Here is an 18,005-nt window from a genome sequence, read left to right as displayed (position 1 = left end):
GGCCGCCCCAAGGGAGGCCGGCGCCCCCTCGGGGGGCAGTGAATACACGAAGTGATGAACGTGGGGGTTCATTTGCTCTCCTCTACCTTGAGGCTGAATGCGCCGTTGTCAGCGCGTGCGAGGGCGAGCAGTTGGGTGTCGGGCAGTGTGAGCGTGGTGGCCGCGAAGTCGGCGGCCACGGGCAGTTCACGCCCCCCGCGATCGACCAGCACCGCGAGCCGCACGCAGGCGGGGCGGCCGAAGTCGAACAGCTCGTTGAGCACGGCGCGGATCGTACGGCCGGTGTAGAGCACGTCGTCGAGCAGCAGCACGTCGGCGCCGTTCACGTCGAAGGGCAGTGCGGTCTGCGCGCTGGCCGAGAGGCCGCGGCGCGCGAAGTCGTCGCGGTGCATGGCCGACGAGATGACGCCAGGGGCACCGGCCAGGCCCAGGTCTTTCTGCAGGCGCTCGACCAGCCAGGCGCCGCCGGAGGTGATGCCCACCAGCTTCGTCTCGGGGCGCATCAGCGCCTTCACGCCAGAGAGCAGCGTCGTGTAGAGCGCTTCGGCATCAGGAATTGAACTCACGGGAGACTCCTCAAAAATTGCTCCAGGATGATGCAGGCCGAGGCTGCATCGGCATCGCGGGCGCCGGACGACAGCGCCTCGGTGGTGCTGTAGCGCTCGTCGACCTCGAACACCTGGAGATTGAAACGGCCGCGCAGCTGGCGCGCGAACTTCTGGGCGCGGCGGGTGTTCTCGTGCGGGGCGCCGTCGGGGTGGTAGGGCACGCCGACCACGAGGGCGTCGGGCTGCCATTCCTTGATGCGCGCCTCGACCTGCGCAAAGCGGGCGTCGGCGCCCTCGGCCTTGATGGTGGTCTGCGGCGTGGCGCTGCGCAGCAGCCGGTTGCCGCTGGCCACGCCGGTGCGCTTGGCGCCGAAGTCGAAGCCCAGGAAGCTCTGGAAATGCGCGGGAACGGCGGCGGGGACAGGAACAGGAGCGGATGCAGGCGCGTCGGACATGACGTCGCTCATGCGTGACCCGCTTCGGGGGACAAGGTCCACGCTTCGAGTCCCAGCAGCATCAACGCCTTGTCGTAGCGCTTCTCCACCGGCGTATCGAAGATCACGGCGGGGTCGGCCAGCACGGTGAGCCAGCTGTTCTCGGCCAGTTCGGACTCCAGCTGGCCCTCGCCCCAGGCCGAATAGCCCAGCGAGACCAGCACCTTGCGCGGGCCGGCGCCGGTGGCCAAGGCCTCCAGCACGTCCTTCGAGGTGGTCATTTCGAGCCCGCCGGGGATGGTCATGGTCGAGGCGTAGACCGATTCCTCGGGCTTCTCGGCCTGGGTGAACACCGGCTCGTGCAGCACGAAGCCGCGCTCGGTCTGTACCGGGCCGCCCTGGAAAACGGGGGCGTCGCCCAACTCGGGGCGGGTCAGGTGAAGCTCGATTTTTTCGAACAGCACCTTGAGGTTGATGTCGCTGGGTTTGTTGATGACCAGCCCGAGCGCGCCGCGCTCGCTGTGTTCGCAGAGGTAAACGACGCTGCGGTTGAAAGTTTTGTCTTCCATCCCCGGCATCGCGATCAGAAAGTGATGCGTCAGGTTCATCGGGGCAGAATCGGCAGCCATATGCCCCCGATTTTACTGGCCGTCGATAAGACCTATCCCAAAGGGCTCATGTGGTTCCGCCGCGACCTCCGGGTGGACGACAACGCCGCGCTGTACCGGGCGCTGCGGGCCTGCCGACAGGTGGTGTGCGTTTTCGTGTTCGACCGGGCCATTCTGGACGCCCTGCCCCGCGCGGACCGGCGGGTCGAATTCATCCGCGAATCGCTGGTGGAGCTCGAAGCCGACTTGCGCGGGCTGGGCAGCGGGCTCATCGTGCGGCACGCGGTAGCCGCCGAAGAGATTCCGGCGCTGGCCCACACACTCGACGTGCAGGCGGTGTTCGCCAACCGCGACGACGAGCCCGACGCCCTGGAACGCGACGCCCGCGTGCTCGGCGCGCTGGCCAACGCGGGCATCAGCTTCCACACCTACAAGGACAGCACCGTCTTCGACCGCGACGAGGTCATGACCAAGGCCGGCCTGCCCTACACGGTGTTCACGCCGTACAAGCGGGCGTGGTTGGCGAAGGTGGACTCGTTCTTCCTGAAGTCGTACCCCGTGCGCAGCCACGCCGACGCGCTGGCGCCGCCGCCCCCGGCCCTGAACGGGCCGGTGCCGACGCTGGCGGAGATCGGCTTTGAGAGCACCAACCTCCAGACGCTGGAGATACCCACCGGCACGCGCGGCGCGGGTGCGCTGTTCGAAGATTTCTTCGAGCGCATCGACCGGTACGACGAAGCGCGCAACTTCCCGGCCGTGCGCGGCCCGAGCTACATGGGCGTGCACCTGCGCTTCGGCACGGTGTCGATCCGCCAGCTGGCCAGCGTGGCGCACCAGCTGGCGCTGCAGGGCAACACCGGCGCCGCGACCTGGCTCAGCGAGCTGGTCTGGCGCGACTTCTACTTCCAGATCCTGGCGCACTTTCCGCATGTGCACGCGAACGGCGAGTCGAAGAGCTTTCGCCCCGAGTACGACAAGATCGCCTGGCTCCACGGCAAGCACGCCGACCAGCTGTTCGACGCCTGGTGCGAGGGCCGCACCGGCTACCCGCTGGTCGATGCGGCGATGCTGCAGATCCGGCAGAGCGGCTACATGCACAACCGGCTGCGCATGGTGGTGGCGAGTTTCCTGTGCAAGGACCTGGGGCTGGACTGGCGGCGCGGCGAGCGTTACTTTGCGCTGCACCTCAACGACTTCGAGCTGGCCTCGAACAACGGCGGCTGGCAGTGGGCCAGCTCGACCGGCTGCGACGCCCAGCCCTACTTCCGCATCTTCAACCCGGTGACGCAGAGCGAACGCTTCGACCCGGAGGGCAAGTTCATCCGCCGCTACCTGCCGCAGCTCGCGGGGCTGTCGAACGCGGCGATCCACGCGCCGTGGACGGCCTCGCCGGTCGAGCTGGAAGCGGCAGGCGTCAGGCTCGGCGAGAACTATCCGAAGCCGGTGGTCGATCACGCGGAGGCGCGGGAGAAGACGATGCAGCGGTATGCGGCGGCGCGGAGCAAGGCCCTGCAAAAGCCGTAGCCAAGAGAAAGGGCCCCGAAGGGCCCTCTCTTTTTTCCGCGCCGCTTGCCGACGCTGCCGAGACTGATCAGGCCACGGCCAGCGCGGCCGGCTCGCTCGTGTACGCACGCACCAGGCGCAGCAGTTCCTCTTCCGAGTACGGCTTGCCGAGGTAGTGGTTCACGCCCAGGTCGCGGGCGTACTCGCGGTGCTTCTCGGCGATGCGCGAGGTGATCATGATGATCGGCAGTTCGGCCAGCGCCACGTCGGCGCGGATGTTGCGGGCCAGGTCGAAGCCGTCCATGCGCGGCATCTCGATGTCCGACAGCACCACGGCCGGGCGCTCCTGCTGCAGCCGTTCGAGCGCCTGCAGGCCGTCGGCCGCGAGCGACACGCGATAGCCTTCGCGCTGCAGCAGACGCTGCGTGACGCGGCGCACGGTGATGGAGTCGTCCACCACCAGCACCAGCGGAATCTGCGGCACCACCGGGGCGAAAGCCGCCGGGGTTTGCGGCGCACCGGCGTCTGCCGACGCGGCGTGCGTCGGTGCAGCCAGCGCGGCGGTCTGGCGCGCACGCGCCTGGTCGCCGTGCACTGCGGCCAGCGCCACCGGGTTGTAGATCAGCGCCACCGCGCCCGACGCCAGCACCGAGATGCCGGCCAGGCCGGGCAGTCGCGCGAGCTGCGGGCCGAGGTTCTTGACCACGACTTCCTGGTTGCCCAGCACTTCGTCCACGTGCAGGGCGACGCGCTGCGCCGCGCTTCGCACGATCACCAGCGTGTTGTTCTTGGTGGCGGCGTGCTCGCTGCGGATGGAATGCTGCAGCAGCGCGCCGGCCCAGTAGAACGGCACCTGCTCGCTGCCGAAGGCGAAGCTGTGGTTCAGGTAGGCGGCCTCGAGGTCGGCACCGCTCACGCGCTGCACGAGTTCCACGAGGTTCGACGGCACGCCGATCGACACCTCGCCGGCACGCAGCATCACCACGTGCGTCACGGCGGTGGTCAGCGGCAGCACCAGCTTGAAGGTGGTGCCCCGGCCCGGCGTGCTGTGCGTTTCGATGCGGCCGCCGAGCGCGGCGATCTGCGCGCGCACCACGTCCATGCCGATGCCGCGACCGGCCAGTTCGGACACCTGTCCTGCCGTCGAGAAGCCGGGCTTGAAGATCAGCTCGGTGGCTTCTTCAGGCGACAGTTCCTGGTCGTGGCCGAGCAGGCCGAGCGCGCGGGCGCGTTCGGCGATGCGCTTCTGGTCGAGGCCGGCGCCGTCGTCGCGGAAGCTCACCGAGACGTCGTTGCCTTCGTGATGCAGGTCGATGACGATGAGGCCGCTGGCCTCCTTGCCGGAGGCTTCGCGCGCCGCCGCATCTTCGATGCCGTGCGCCACGCAGTTGCGCAGCAGGTGTTCGAAGGCCGGCGTCATGCGGTCGAGCACGCCGCGGTCCATTTCGATGGAGCCGCCGACGATGTCCAGGCGCACCTGCTTGCCGGTGTCCTTCGAGGCCTGGCGCACCACGCGGTACAGGCGGTCGGAGATGCCCTCGAACTCCACCATGCGCGTGCGCAGCAGGCCGCGCTGCAGTTCGCGCGTCTGGCGTGCCTGCACGCTCAGGTCGTCTTCCGTGGCCTGCACGGTCTTCTGCAGGGTGCGCTGCACGGTGGCCACGTCGTTCACCGACTCGGCCATCATGCGCGTGAGTTCCTGCACCCGGGTGAAGCGGTCGAACTCGAGCGGGTCGAAGCTCTGCTGCGAATCCTTGGCTTGCGCCAGGCGCGATTGCATCTGGCTTTCGGCCTGCACCTCGATGTCGCGCAACTGCTGGCGCAAACGATCCAGGTTGCCCGTGAGGTCGGCGAGCGAACCGCGCAGCTGGCCGAGTTCGGCTTCGAGGCGCGAGCGCGTGATGATGACCTCGCCGGTCTGCGCAACGAGGCGGTCGAGCAGTTGGGTGCGGATGCGCACCGCCTGGCCCGATGCGGCGCGCAGCGGCGCCAGCAGGGCTGGTGCGGGGCGCGGCAACAGGGACGACGGGGCTGCGGCGGGCGCCGCATCGGCAGCTTCGCCAGATGCACCGGCCTCGGCCTGATCGTCGTTCGCCGACACGCGGACCTCGGGCGCCGACTGCACGCGCTGGATGGCGGGTGCGGTCGGGCTGGCGGTTGCGATCAGCTGGGCCACTTCGACCTGGGCGGCGTCGTCGGCCGCGCGCAGGGCGTCGAAGGTGTGTTGCAGCGTGTCGAGCCGGGCCAGCAGCTTCTCGATGTCGGCCCGCTCGGCCCCCTGGGAGCCCAGGAGTTCGATCTCGGACTCCATGCGGTGCGCGCGCTCGCCCAGGCGCATGGCACCGGCCAGCCGCGCACTGCCCTTGAGCGTGTGCAGCGTGCGCAGCACCGAGGCGCGAGGCGCGGCGTCGTCGGGGTGGTGCGACCACTGGCGCAGCGCCTCGCCCAGCTGCGGCATCAGTTCGGCGGCCTCTTCCTCGAAGATCGGGAACAGGTCGACGTCGACCGCATCGGCCAGGTCGATGGCGTCTTCGTTGTCGTCCAGCGCCACGTCGGCAAAGGCGTCGTTGGCGACGATCTGCTTCGGCAGCAGCGTCTCGAAGCGGGCCGCGGCGATTTCAGGCGGCATCGGTGCAGCGGCGATTTCGCGCAGCGCCTGCAGCGTGGCTTCGGACGGATCGCGCAGGAAGCCGACGGCGAACTGGTGCAGCAGGCGACGCAGTTCGTCGGCCGCGGCGACCAGCACCACGCCCTGCTCGCGCGTGCCGCTGCCCTGCATCTGCAGATGCTGCAGCGCGGATTCGAGCAGGCGGGCCATGCCCGAGAGGCTGTGGAAGCCGACGGTGGCCGAGCTGCCGGCCAGCGAATGGGCCAGCGCAATGGTCGAGTCGGGCAGGCGCTCGTGGGTTTCGAGCGCCCATTCGCCGACATCGGTCGCCAGCTGGCGGGACCATTCATCGGCTTCGTTGAGATAGACGTTGTACAGCGCGATGCCGATGCGCAGCGGGCCGATGACCTTGACCTGGTCTTCAGCGCTTGGTGCGGTGGAAGACTCGGGTTCGGGAACGGCCTCGGCCAGCACGGGCTCGGGTTCCGGTTCGGCAACGGCGGCTGCAGGCAAGTCTTCGGCGACGACGGGGGCCTCGGGTGCGACGTCGATAGCCGCCGACACAAGTTCCGGCTCCGGCTGCAGCTCAGCCGGCAGTTCTTCGGCGACTTCGATGACCTCGACAGATGCCACCGTGTCGGCGACAGGCTCTGCGGCAGCCAACGGCAACGGCTCGGGCGCCCATTCGAGATCGGGCAGGCCCGATGCGGTCGGCATCGTTGCTTCGATTTCCGGGGCCAGCTCGGGCTCGGCCGGTGCAAGCGTCTTCGGGGGCGCGAGGAAATCGAAATCGTCGCCGCTGGGCAGCGCTTCGAGCGGTGCGGGCGCGGTGCTTTGCTTGGCTTCGAAATCGACGAAATCGGTGGAGGCGAAATCGTCGTCGGGCTCGGGTGTGACAGGCTGGGTGGATGCGTGTTGTTCGTCTTGCGCCTGCTGCCAGTCGGAGAAGTCCAACGTGGCGCCAGGGGCCGCGACGTCTTGCGGCGTCAGCGACAGGTCGGGCAACTCAGGCAGCTCCGGCAGTGCGAGCGATGCCGATTCGGCTGCGATGTGGCGCGCGGCCACGGCAAGCGCTTCGGCATCGGCCACGCGCACCGGCGCGGGCACGGGCTCGCCGGCCAGCAGCGCATTGGCCACGCGGCTGAACGGTGCCGAGTGCCAGGTGCCTGCATCGCCGGCGGCAATGGCTTCGACCCACTGGCTGAAATCGCCCAGCATGCGCTCGGTGCTCGACAGCAATTCGGGCGTGGCGTCGCGCTGGTCGGCCAGCCAGGTGTTGAGCACCTGTTCGAGCGACCAGGCGGCGTCGCCGAAGTCGGTGAGACCGACCATGCGCGAGCTGCCCTTGAGCGTGTGGAACGCGCGGCGCAGGATGGTGAGTTCTTCGGTGTCGCCCGGACGGCTGCCGAGCGCGGCGATGGCGGCCAGGCCGTTGCCCACCACTTCGCGGGCTTCGTCCAGGAAGATGTTCTGCAGGTCGTCTTCTTCGAGCTCGGTGACCTCGGTGTCGGGCAAGGCCGACGGTCCGCTGATCTTGGTGGTCCAGCTCTCGGCCTTGCGGCTGAATTCCTCCAGCGGCGACGGCTTGGTCTTGCGGTTGGGCGTGGCGAGCGCGGCGAGCTTGGAGGCGATCTGCGCGTCGACTTCCTCGATGCTGAGCACGGGCTCGGCGGCCGGTGCGGCAGCGCCTTCGGCCGGGGCCGCGGTATCGATGGCCTGTCGGCCCATCAGCGGCTTGAGTTCGCCGGCTTCGGCATCGAACACGAACAGGCGCTTGGCCAGCGCGGGCTGGTAGCCCAGCATGTCGATGAGGAAACCCAGCGCGCCCAGGTTGTTTCCGAGCGCGTCGAAGGTGGCCATTTCCTCGACGGGCGAGCGGTTGGCCAGCAGCATCTGCTCGACGTCGTCGCGCATGCGCTGGACAGTGAGTGCGGCCTGCTCGAGCCCCAGCACCGAGAACACGCCGCGCATCTGCATGAGCTGGGTGGGCACGGTGCGCAGCAGCGGCTTTTCGGCGGGGCGGCGGAAATACTGGTCGAGCGATTTTTCGAGTTCGCTCAAGTGGCTGCGCAGTTCGTCGACCACGGTGCCCATGGTCTGGCGGTCGCTGACGCGGCGGTACAGGTCCTCCATCCACGGCTCGAGCGGCTCGGAACGGCCGCCGTCGCGCACGCGCTCGATGCGGCCGGCCAGCTGCAGCGTGCGGGCCGTGAGTTGCGGGTCGCTGGGGTCGAGGTCTTCGAGCGCGGCTTCGAGGTACAGCACCGAGGTGGCGACTTCCATCGCCAGTTCGGTGTCGGGCGGCTGGCCGGAGCGCACCGAGGCGTCCACGGCATGCGTCAGCGCCTCCACCATCGGCTGGCTCGGCGGATGCAGCTTCAGCAGCGATTCGCCGAGCTGCGCGAAGGTGTCGGCCACCTGCCGCGTGCGCGTGATGTCGCCGCCCGAGAGCGCCGACCACATTTCCTTGGCGGTCTCGATGCGCTTGCGCGCCTGCGAGAGCACCAGCGGATCGAAGCGGCCGAACTGCACCGCGGTGTAGTCGACGCGCGGCTCCTGCGTGACGCCCCAGGCGCTGCGCACGGTGCGCAGCGTGGCGGCGTCGTCTTGTGCGCCGGGCACGGCCTGGGCGCAGAAGAACAGCAGGTCCTGCCCGAGGCGGTCGGACACCACGCTGTCGCCGCGCGCCAGCGTGGCGTACTGCAGCAGCACGCGCGAGGCGGCGCGCTTGACGTAGGTGTCGAAGGGGATCAGGCCCAGTGCGAGGGCCTCGAAGAAGCCCGCGGCCAGCGTCCAGAAGCTCGCGACGCGCGGCAGCAGCGCACCGCGACCGAGCCCCAGGCACAGCGCGTGCAGCCGGCGCGCGGCCTGCGGATCGCTGCTCTTGACCAGCTGCAGCACCTCGCGGTCGAGCCGCGAACGCACTGCGGGGTCGTAGGCCAGGGCCGCCTGCGTGAGCGCGGGCTTGACCTCGACCCAGCGCCACGCGGTGCTCCAGAGGTCCGCCGGGTGGACGCGCTCATTGCCGACCAGCTCCAGCACGTCGCGGTACTGCGGAAACAGCGCCACCGACGACACGGCCTTGCCGGCCAGCAGCGCGCTGAGGAAATCGGTGACGGCAAAGCCGGCACGCTCGATCTTGTGCACGGCACTCTCGGTGCAGCGCTGCGGCTCGGCGATGAAGCCCTGCACCGCGAATTCGATGGTGCCGAGCACCAAGGCAGGCGAGCTGTGGCCGACCATCTGCAGCGCGCCGACAGCCTGGTGCAGTTGCTGGCGGGCCATCTGCAGCGGGCCGCTCTCGGGCTCCGTGGCACTGCCCACGTCGCGCACGAAACGCCGCAGCGACTTGCCGACACCGTCGAGGGACTTCTGGATTTCTCCCAGCACCCAGGCCAACGGCCCGAGGTCTTCGGTGGCCGGCATGTTGCCGGCGAGGGGGGCCGTGGCAGGGGTTTGAGTCGACACGTGGTTGCTCGCCGTTCTTATCTATCTGTTGTCAGGCAATCTTGAAACGAGCCACGGAGCGACGCAGTTCTTCGGCCATCTGCGAGAGCTCGCGCACCTGCTGGGCCGTGGTCCGCGTACCTTCTCCGGTCTGTTCCGTCACGGCAAAAATGTGCTGGATGTTGGCAGCCACCACGTTGGCCGAATCGGCCTCGCGGGAGGCGGACTGCGAAATCTGCTCGATGAGGTCAGCGAGCCGACGCGACACGCGGTCGATCTCGGACAGCGCGGTACCGGCGTTGTCGGACAGCTTCGCTCCTTCGACCACACCCTGCGTGGAACGCTCCATGGCGCCCACCGCGTCCTGGGTGTCGGTCTGAATCGCCTTCACCAGCGCCGAGATCTGGCGCGTGGCGTCTGCGGAGCGTTCGGCCAGTCGCTGAACTTCTTCCGCCACCACCGAGAAGCCTCGGCCGGCTTCACCGGCCGATGCGGCTTGGATGGCGGCGTTCAGCGCCAGCACGTTGGTCTGTTCGGTAATGTCCGAGATCAGCTCGGTGATTTCGCCAATCTCTTGCGACGATTCGCCCAGGCGCTTGATCCGCTTGGAGGTTTCCTGGATCTGGTCGCGGATGGAGTTCATACCGCCGATGGCGTTCTGCACGGCCTGCAGACCCGACGATGCGGCCTGCAGCGACTGGCGCGCCACCGTGGCGGACTCTTGCGCTTGCGAGGACACGCCGTTGATTCGCTCGGCCATGGTCAGCACCGACTGGCCGGTTTCGCGAATTTCGCGCAGCTGTTCGGTCGAGGCGGCGAGCAGTTCGGTCGAGGTGTTTTCCACCTGCGACGTCGTCTGCGCCACGCGGGTTGCCGTGTTCTGCACGTTGCCCACCAGCAAACGCAGTTCTTCCACCGTGTAGTTCACCGAGTCGGCGATGGCGCCGGTGATGTCCTCGGTCACGGTCGCTTCCTGCGTCAGGTCGCCTTCGGCCACCGTTTGCAGTTCGTTCATCAGGCGAAGAATGGCGGCCTGGTTGGCGTTGTTCACGCGGCCGGCTTCTTCGGAGGCCTGCTCGGCCGCCAGACGCTCGCGCTCGGCGACGACGGCACGTTCGCGGCCTTCGCGCACCTGCACGAAACCGATGGCGCCGGCCAGAGCCAGGGCAGCCAGCGACAGCACGAACAGCAGCACGATGGTGCCGGCGCCCAGGCCGGTGCGTGCCGAGAGCTTTTCCTGCAGGTCGCCGAGCGACTTACGCAGCGGCTCGCTGTCGGTCAGGATGGACGCCTGCGCTTCGCGCGCGGCCACCAGACCTTGCAGGTTGCCCAGAATGGCCGACGCCTGCGTGCGCATCTGCTCGTAGGTCTTCAGGATGGCTTCGAGCTGCTGGCGGGTCTGCGGGTCTTTCGAGCCGGGGAAGCGCTGTTGCGCGTTGCCGTCGAGCAGGCCGCGGGTGGTTTCCTGGAAGGTGTTCAGGTCCTTGCCCAGCAGGAACACGGCGTCGGGGTTCACACCCTCGACCGTGAAGAACTCGTTGGTCGACTTGCCGATGCGCTGCGTCAGCATCACGAGCTGGCCAGCGGCCGAGATTTCGGGCAGCGTGGCGTTCTGCTGCATCTTCAGCGACGCGACGGTTTCCGTCATTTCGAGCAGCGTGGACGACTGCTGGTTGATGTCGCGCAAGGCGGCACCCACCTGCGTCAGGATTTGACGCTGGGCCAGCACGGCCTTGGCGCTGGTGTCGGCGCGGGCGACCAGCGGGTTGATCTTGTTCATCTCCTCGTCGTACTGGTTGCCGACGGCTTCCAGGCGCAAGGTGTCATCGCCGTTGGTCAGGCCCTGCACGCGGCGCGAGAGGTCGTCGGCGCTGTCCTTCACTTCGACGAACGCCGAGGCGCTGCCGACGAGGGCCTGCGAGATCGATTTCGCCAGACGCTGCGACTGCATCAGCGACTGGCCGGTGGCCGCCACCTGCTGCGCCAGGCGTTCCGCGCGAAGAATGGCGGAGCCGGCCACCAGCAACAGCGCCAGCACCACGATGGCCAGCAAGATGGCCAGCACGCGCTGCTGCTTGGCGGGGTTGGCGCCCATGCCGCCGCCCGTGGTGGGGGCCAGCGGGGCCGCTTCGAGCGTGGCCGCGTTGGCGGCCTCGACGGAAGCGGGGTCGCCCAGCGCATCGATACCGCCGAAGCCGGTGTCGGTCACGGCGGCAGACGCCGAAACGCCGTCGCCTTTTTTGGCGAGGCGGATCGTTTTTTCGTCCGGAACCTGAACCGTGTCGACATCGTCGAGCGATATCGAACCGGAGCCGTCGACGCGGGCCTTGTCGTTCCCGTTGTTCGCGGGGAGTAATTTCTTGAACTTGTCGGCGATCGAGCTCACGGTCGGTCCTTCAGGTGGTTGCCAGTGCCATGTGCCGAAGCACTACGCACCAATACTCAAAAACTGGGGTTGCTGCGAAAGCGCCTGCAGGTTGACTTCCTGCCAGCGCTCCCCTGCTGCGTCGGTGTACAGATGCCCATGCCAGGCAGGTGCGTCTGCGCCCGGGGCCTCGGCGGCCGTGAAGGCCTCCGAGCCCCGCAACCCCGCCAGTCGATCGACCAGCAATGCGCAGTTGACTTCGAGCAGCTCGTTGAATGCCACGAGCCGCGATTGCATGCGTGCCGCCTCGGTGGCGGCGGGGGCGCCCGGCGCACCGGACGCAAACGCCGACAGCTGCACGACGCCGTACAGGCCGCCGCGCAGGTTGGCGACGCCGAGAAACCAGGGCTCCGTGTAGGGCACGGGCTGGGGCGGCGTCCAGGGAAAGATTTCGCCGGCGTGCGCCAGCGGAAAGAGGTACTTGCCCTCGCCCGCCTCGACCGCCAGCCAGCTCGCGGCCACGCCCGTGGTGCGCGCGGCCTGGAGGCGGCTCGCAAGACGGGACTGGAAGGCGCGGAGCGCGTCGCGATTCGCCATGGATTGCGCAGGTTCCCGGTCAGGCGAGTGCGCTGATCTTGGACATCAGGTCGGCCGCGTTGACCGGCTTCACGATGTAGTCGCGCGCGCCCTGGCGCATGCCCCAGACACGATCGGTTTCCTGGTTCTTGCTGGTGCACAGGATGATCGGGATAGCGGCGTACTTCGGGTCGCGGGCGATGGCGCGCGTGAGCTGGAAGCCGTTCTGGCCGGGCATGACCACGTCCATGAGGATCAGGTCGGGGTGGTCTTCCTCGAGGCGGCGCATCGCGTCGTCGGCGTTTTCGGCCGTCTTCACGGAGAAACCGTTCTTCTGGAGGAGGTCGGTCAGGAACACCAGTTCCGTCTTGGAGTCGTCGACGACGAGGATTTTTCGAATCGGCATTACTGCACTTCCTGTTGAACAATGCCAAACTGCTGCACGGCCTGCAGCAGCTGGTCTTTGGTGAAAGGCTTGGTGAGATAGTCTTGGGACCCGACCATGCGGCCGCGGGCCTTGTCGAACACGCCGTCTTTCGAAGACAGCATGACAACCGGGACATTGGAGAAATGCGCGTTGCGCTTGATGATGGCGCAGGTCTGATAACCGTCGAGGCGAGGCATCAGGATGTCGCAGAAAATCAGGTGGGGCTTGTGGTCGTTAACCTTGGAGAGCGCGTCGAAGCCGTCTTCCGCGAGAAGAACCTCGTGCCCACCCTGCTTCAAAAAAATCTCGGCACTGCGCCGGATGGTGTTGCTGTCGTCGATGACCAGCACCTTGTAACCAGATCCATTCGGGCTCATTGCAAACGCTCCTGCTCATCAGAGACTTGGATGCCCGCCGCGCCGAACATCGACGCAGATCGCGTAGCCCTATGCCATGCTTGTCAGATCTCAACCATTTCGAAGTCTTCCTTGCGCGCACCGCACTCAGGACAGGTCCAGTTCATCGGCACCTCGGCCCAGGCCGTGCCTGCCGCGATGCCGTCTTCCGGCACACCAACCGCTTCGTCATAGATCCACCCACAAATCAGGCACATCCAAGTTTTCGTGTTCATCGGAGCTTAAAGTCCTTGTTCATTAAATGCAACGAGTGTATCTATGCGTATCTCACTGGCAGACCGTAAACGTCGCGCCTATGCCACCATCCAGGGGATTTCGCCAGGCGTATGACCATCTACTTACATCCAGACGAGAACGCCCGCACACCGGGCAATCTTAACGACCCCTCGCAGGAGGACGACGAGGCGCTGAGCGAACGCGATCTGAATCCCCCCTGCGTGCTGGTGTTCAATGCCAGCGATCCGAGCGGCGCCGGCGGCCTGGGCGCCGACGCACTGGCCATGGGATCGGTGGGCGCTCACATCCTGCCGGTGGTGACGGGCGCGTACGCCCGCGACACGGCCGAGATCTTCGACCACTTCCCCTTCGAGGAAGAGGCCGTGGCCGAGCAGGCGCGCGCCATCCTCGAAGACGTCGAGGTCCAGCTGATCAAGGTCGGCTTTGCCGGCACGCCGGAGGCGCTGAGCACCATCGCCGAGACCGCCGCCGACTATCCCGACGTGCCCGTGGTGGCCTACATGCCCAACCTGTCGTGGTGGGACGAGAACCTGATCGAGGCCTATCACGACGCTTTTCGCGACCTCGTACTGCCCCAGACCACGGTGTTGGTTGGAAACCACAGCACCCTGTGGCGCTGGCTGCTGCCCGACTGGAGCGGCGAGCGTCCACCCGGCGCACGCGACATCGCCAAGGCCGCTGGCGAGTTCGGCGTGCCCTACACCTTGGTCACCGGCATGGTGCTGCCCGACCAGTTCATCGACAACGTGCTGGCCTCGCCCCAATCGGTGCTGGCCAGCGAGAAGTACGAACGGCTCGAAGCCGTCTTCGCGGGCGCGGGCGACACGCTCTCGGCCGCGCTCGCGGCCCTGCTGGCCAGCGGCACCGACCTCGTCGCCGCCACGAGCGAAGCGCTCGCTTACATGGACCGCTGCCTCGACGCGGGCTTTCGCCCCGGCATGGGCCACGTGCTGCCCGACCGCCTGTTCTGGGCCGAGCCCGAGGACGACGAAGACGATGACGACGAGCCCGATGCCCCTCCCGATTTCGCTTTACCCCCGCACGACACCCGACACTGATGACTGACCAGAACGACATTCTTTTCGAGCGCGCCCGCGCCGTGATCCCCGGCGGCGTGAACTCGCCCGTGCGCGCCTTCAAGGCCGTCGGCGGCACGCCCCGTTTCATCCAGCGCGCGCAAGGCGCCTATTTCTGGGACGCCAACGACAAGCGCTACATCGACTACATCGGCTCCTGGGGTCCGATGATCCTGGGCCACGGCCACCCGGCCGTGGTCGAGGCGGTGCAGAAGGCCGTGCTCGAAGGCTTCTCGTACGGCGCGCCGACCGAGCGCGAGATCGAACTCGCCGAAGCCATCCTGGCCCTGGTGCCATCGATGGACATGGTGCGCCTCGTGAGCTCGGGCACCGAAGCCGCCATGAGCGCGCTGCGCCTGGCGCGCGGCGCCACCGGCCGCAAGACCATCGTCAAGTTCGAAGGCTGCTACCACGGCCACGCCGACGCGCTGCTGGTGAAGGCCGGTTCCGGCCTCGCCACCTTCGGCAACCCGACCTCGGCCGGCGTGCCGCCCGAGGTGGTGCAGCACACGCTGGTGCTCGAGTACAACAACCTGCAGCAGCTCGACGAAGCCTTCGCGCTGCACGGCAAGGACATCGCCTGCCTGATGATCGAGGCGATCGCCGGCAACATGAACTTCGTGCGCGCCACGCCCGCCTTCGCAAAGCGCTGCCGCGAGCTGTGCACGCAGCACGGCGCGCTCCTGATCTTCGACGAGGTGATGACGGGCTTCCGCGTCGGCCTGCACGGCGCGCAAGGCGTGCTGGGCGTCACGCCCGACCTCACGGTGCTCGGCAAGGTCATCGGCGGCGGCATGCCGCTGGCGGCCTTCGGCGGCCCGCGCGCCATCATGGAACAGCTCGCGCCGCTGGGCCCGGTCTACCAGGCCGGCACGCTGTCGGGCAACCCGGTGGCCACCGCCTGCGGCCTGGCCACGCTGAAGGAAATCTCGAAGCCCGGCTTCTACGAAGCGCTGGCAAAGAAGACGCGCACGCTGGTCGACGGCCTCAAGGCCGCCGCAGCCGCCGAAGGCCAGCCTTTCAACGCCGACAGCGAAGGCGGCATGTTCGGCTTCTTCCTCATGAACGAACTGCCGCAGAACTACGCGACGGTGATGACCACCGACAACGCGCAGTTCAATGCGCTGTTCCACGGCCTGCTCGACCGCGGCGTGTACATCGCGCCGGCACTCTACGAAGCAGGCTTCGTGAGCGCCGCGCACAGCGAGGACGACATCGCGGCCACCATCGCGGCGGCGCGCGAGATCTTCAGCAAGCGCTGACGCGCGCCCTCCCCGCTCAGGCGGGGTCGACCACGGCCACCGGCCCGGCCTCGGCTTCGAGCACCTCGGCCGCGGCCAGGCACAGGTCTTCGCGGAAACGCCCGAGCTTCACGCCCATGAGCAATTCCTGACGCAAGTGCGGCGCGCGGAAGACGCGCTACGGCGCCGGCACTCGGGCACGCAAGAATGGGCGTGTGCTGTCACGGCTTTGGCAATCGTGCCGTGTATATTGCGCCGGCGTTCGCGGGTCCATTCCCATGCGCGCCACAGCAAGGGAAGCCGTCATCGCAGCCACCATCGAAGCCGCGAGACAGACCGATTTTCAAGACGCCTCGCCCATGACCCCCTTGCGCATGCTGCCGCTGCTGAGTGCCCTTCTTCTGCCGGGCCTCGCGCTGGCGCAGTCCTTCGAGCCGAAGAACATCTGGGTCAACCCCGGCTTCTACTCGGCCCACTTCGACAGCGGCAAGGGCCTGGAAAACGCCAACCCCGGCCTGGGCTTCGAGTACCCGCTGAACGACACCTACCGCGTCACGGCCGGCACCTTCCACAACAGCAACCGGCGGCAGTCGCACTACGTCGGCCTGTACATCCTGCCCTTCGAGTTCTACGGCGTGAAATTCGGCGCGGTGGTGGGCGGCTTCGACGGCTACCCCGACTACCGCAACGGCAACTGGTTTCCGGCCATCATTCCGACCGCCGCCATCGAGGGCAAGAACTGGGGCCTGAACATCGCCTACGTGCCGACGATCAGGAACCGGCTGTACGGCGCGATCAGCTTCCAGCTCAAGTACCGCTTCGGCACGCACGAGTAGCAACGACGAAAAAGGCCAGGGCCGCGTGAGCGACCCTGGCCTTGTGTTGGAGGGCCCCGCGGGGCCGCAGGCTCAGTGGCGGAAGTGGCGCACGCCAGAGAACACCATCACCACGCCGCGTTCGTCGGCCGCGTCGATCACTTCCTGGTCACGCATCGAACCGCCCGGCTGGATGACGCAGCCTGCGCCCGCATCCACCACCACGTCGAGGCCGTCGCGGAACGGGAAGAAGGCGTCGCTGGCCACCGCCGTGTCCTTGAGCGACAGGCCCGCATGCTCGGCCTTGATGCTCGCGATGCGCGCGGAGTCGAGGCGGCTCATCTGGCCCGCGCCCACGCCCATCGTCATGCCGTCGGCGCAGAACACGATCGCGTTGCTCTTGACGTACTTCGCGACCTTCCAGGCGAACAGCAGGTCTTGCAGCTGCTGCGGCGTGGGCTGCTTCTTACTGACCACCTTGAGGTCGGCCAGTGCCAGCTCGTGGTTGTCGGCGGTCTGGATCAGCAGGCCCGAGCCGACGCGCTTGACGTCCATCGCGTTGCGGCCGTTGTCCCAGTCGGTGCTTCCACCCTTGGGCAGTGCGATCTCGAGCACGCGCACGTTGAGCTTGGCCTTGGTGGCCTGGAACACTTCGAGCGCCTCGGGCGTGTAGCCCGGTGCCATCAGCACTTCGACGAACTGCTTGTTGACGGCCTGTGCCGTGGCCAGGTCCACCGTGCGGTTGAAGGCGATGATGCCGCCGAAGGCCGAGGTCGGGTCGGTCTTGAAGGCCTTGCTGTAGGCCTCGAGCGCGTCGGTGCCCACGGCCACGCCGCAGGGGTTGGCGTGCTTGACGATCACGCAGGCGGGCTCGTCGAAGCTCTTCACGCATTCCCACGCCGCATCGGCGTCGGCGATGTTGTTGTAGCTGAGCTCCTTGCCTTGCAATTGCTTGGCCGACACGAGCGAACCGGGCGCCGGGTAGAGGTCGCGGTAGAACGCGGCCTGCTGGTGCGGGTTCTCGCCGTAGCGCAGGTCCTGCACCTTCACGAAGCGGCCGTTGCTTTGCGCCGGGAACAGCGAGCGCGTGGGCGCGGGCTGGCCGATGCTGGCGTCGAAGTCGATGGCCGAGAGGTAGTCGCTGATGGCGCCGTCGTAGTCGGCGATGCGGTTGAACGCGGCCACCGAGAACGCGAACTTGGTCTTGTCGCTGAGCTTGCCGTCGGCCTTGAGTTCGGCCAGCGCCACGGCGTACTGCGAAGCGTCGGTGAGCACGCCCACGTCCTTCCAATTCTTGGCGGCGCTGCGCACCATGGCCGGGCCGCCGATGTCGATGTTCTCGATCGCGTCTTCGAGCGTGCAGCCGGGCTTGGCCACGGTGGCTTCGAACGGGTACAGGTTGACCACCAGCAGGTCGATGGTGTCGATGCCGTGCTCTTTGATTGCGGCGACGTGCGCGGGCAGGTCGCGGCGTGCCAGCAGGCCGCCGTGGATCTTCGGGTGCAGCGTCTTCACGCGGCCGTCGAGCATTTCGGGAAAGCCGGTGTGGTCGGCGACTTCGGTCACCGGCAGGCCGGCGTCGGCCAGCAGCTTGGCGGTGCCGCCGGTGGACAGCAGCTTGACGCCCAAGCCATGCAGGGCTTGCGCGAATTCGAGGATGCCGGTCTTGTCGGAAACGGAAAGGAGTGCGGTCTGAGCCATGGA

General features: G+C 67.6%; 14 protein-coding genes. 4 read left to right on the top strand and 10 right to left on the bottom strand.

Going from position 1 to position 18,005, the window contains the following annotated elements:
• Nucleotides 1–68 precede the first annotated feature (68 nt).
• Genes pyrR through GFK26_RS11410 form a run of 3 tightly spaced genes read right to left on the bottom strand, consistent with a single transcriptional unit; the run spans nt 69 to nt 1,611 of the window.
• Complete coding sequence (pyrR, locus tag GFK26_RS11420; protein ID WP_153282068.1) at nt 69–566, bottom strand: bifunctional pyr operon transcriptional regulator/uracil phosphoribosyltransferase PyrR; 498 nt, start codon at nt 564–566, stop codon at nt 69–71.
• Entirely contained in the window at nt 563–1,015 is a 453-nt protein-coding gene (ruvX, locus tag GFK26_RS11415; RefSeq protein ID WP_153282067.1) for a Holliday junction resolvase RuvX, read from the bottom strand. Before ruvX ends, pyrR begins: the two co-directional genes overlap by 4 nt.
• Nucleotides 1,012–1,611 (bottom strand): YqgE/AlgH family protein, encoded by a 600-nt coding sequence (locus tag GFK26_RS11410; protein ID WP_101490345.1) that lies wholly within the window; start codon nt 1,609–1,611, stop codon nt 1,012–1,014. The genes ruvX and GFK26_RS11410 overlap by 4 nt, the downstream gene beginning before the upstream one ends.
• Here GFK26_RS11410 and GFK26_RS11405 point away from each other — a divergent pair, their 5' ends adjacent.
• The gene (locus GFK26_RS11405; RefSeq protein ID WP_153282066.1) at nt 1,612–3,114 is read left to right on the top strand and encodes a cryptochrome/photolyase family protein; all 1,503 of its coding nucleotides are present in this window, start codon (nt 1,612–1,614) and stop codon (nt 3,112–3,114) included.
• Between the two features lie 67 nt (nt 3,115–3,181).
• Here the strand turns inward: GFK26_RS11405 and GFK26_RS11400 are convergent, their stop codons facing one another.
• From GFK26_RS11400 to GFK26_RS11375, 6 genes are all read right to left on the bottom strand, one after another.
• Entirely contained in the window at nt 3,182–9,169 is a 5,988-nt protein-coding gene (locus GFK26_RS11400; protein WP_153282065.1) for an Hpt domain-containing protein, read from the bottom strand.
• A 31-nt stretch (nt 9,170–9,200) separates the two neighbouring features.
• The gene (locus GFK26_RS11395; RefSeq protein WP_153282064.1) at nt 9,201–11,534 is read right to left on the bottom strand and encodes a methyl-accepting chemotaxis protein; all 2,334 of its coding nucleotides are present in this window, start codon (nt 11,532–11,534) and stop codon (nt 9,201–9,203) included.
• Between the two features lie 42 nt (nt 11,535–11,576).
• The gene (locus GFK26_RS11390) at nt 11,577–12,110 is read right to left on the bottom strand and encodes a chemotaxis protein CheW (protein ID WP_153282063.1); all 534 of its coding nucleotides are present in this window, start codon (nt 12,108–12,110) and stop codon (nt 11,577–11,579) included.
• Between the two features lie 19 nt (nt 12,111–12,129).
• A complete protein-coding gene (locus GFK26_RS11385; protein WP_062479114.1) occupies nt 12,130–12,495 on the bottom strand; it encodes a response regulator in 366 nt (121 codons plus the stop codon).
• Nucleotides 12,495–12,893 (bottom strand): response regulator, encoded by a 399-nt coding sequence (locus tag GFK26_RS11380; RefSeq protein WP_099792921.1) that lies wholly within the window; start codon nt 12,891–12,893, stop codon nt 12,495–12,497. Before GFK26_RS11380 ends, GFK26_RS11385 begins: the two co-directional genes overlap by 1 nt.
• Before the next feature lie 83 nt (nt 12,894–12,976).
• Nucleotides 12,977–13,147: a rubredoxin gene (locus GFK26_RS11375; protein ID WP_099792923.1), complete on the bottom strand. Its 171-nt coding sequence runs from the start codon at nt 13,145–13,147 to the stop codon at nt 12,977–12,979.
• Nucleotides 13,148–13,258: 111 nt separating this feature from the next.
• On the opposite strand from GFK26_RS11375, the gene thiD reads away from it, so the two are divergent.
• From thiD to GFK26_RS11360, 3 genes are all read left to right on the top strand, one after another.
• Nucleotides 13,259–14,227, top strand: a complete 969-nt coding sequence (gene thiD, locus GFK26_RS11370) for a bifunctional hydroxymethylpyrimidine kinase/phosphomethylpyrimidine kinase (protein WP_153282062.1) — start codon at nt 13,259–13,261, stop codon at nt 14,225–14,227.
• A complete protein-coding gene (gene hemL, locus GFK26_RS11365) occupies nt 14,227–15,507 on the top strand; it encodes a glutamate-1-semialdehyde 2,1-aminomutase (RefSeq protein ID WP_153282061.1) in 1,281 nt (426 codons plus the stop codon). The genes thiD and hemL overlap by 1 nt, the downstream gene beginning before the upstream one ends.
• A 338-nt stretch (nt 15,508–15,845) precedes the next feature.
• Nucleotides 15,846–16,322 (top strand): hypothetical protein, encoded by a 477-nt coding sequence (locus tag GFK26_RS11360; RefSeq protein ID WP_062479124.1) that lies wholly within the window; start codon nt 15,846–15,848, stop codon nt 16,320–16,322.
• 72 nt (nt 16,323–16,394) lie between these two features.
• Here GFK26_RS11360 and purH read toward each other — a convergent pair whose 3' ends face one another.
• On the bottom strand, nt 16,395–18,002 hold the full coding sequence (gene purH / locus GFK26_RS11355) for a bifunctional phosphoribosylaminoimidazolecarboxamide formyltransferase/IMP cyclohydrolase (RefSeq protein WP_153282060.1): 1,608 nt from the start codon (nt 18,000–18,002) through the stop codon (nt 16,395–16,397).
• Between the last annotated feature and the right edge of the window lie 3 nt (nt 18,003–18,005).

Source organism: Variovorax paradoxus (assembly GCF_009498455.1).
GTDB lineage: Bacteria > Pseudomonadota > Gammaproteobacteria > Burkholderiales > Burkholderiaceae_C > Variovorax > Variovorax paradoxus_H.
The sequence above is the reverse complement of the archived record's forward strand: the minus strand, read 5'-3'. Positions and strand labels throughout refer to the sequence as shown.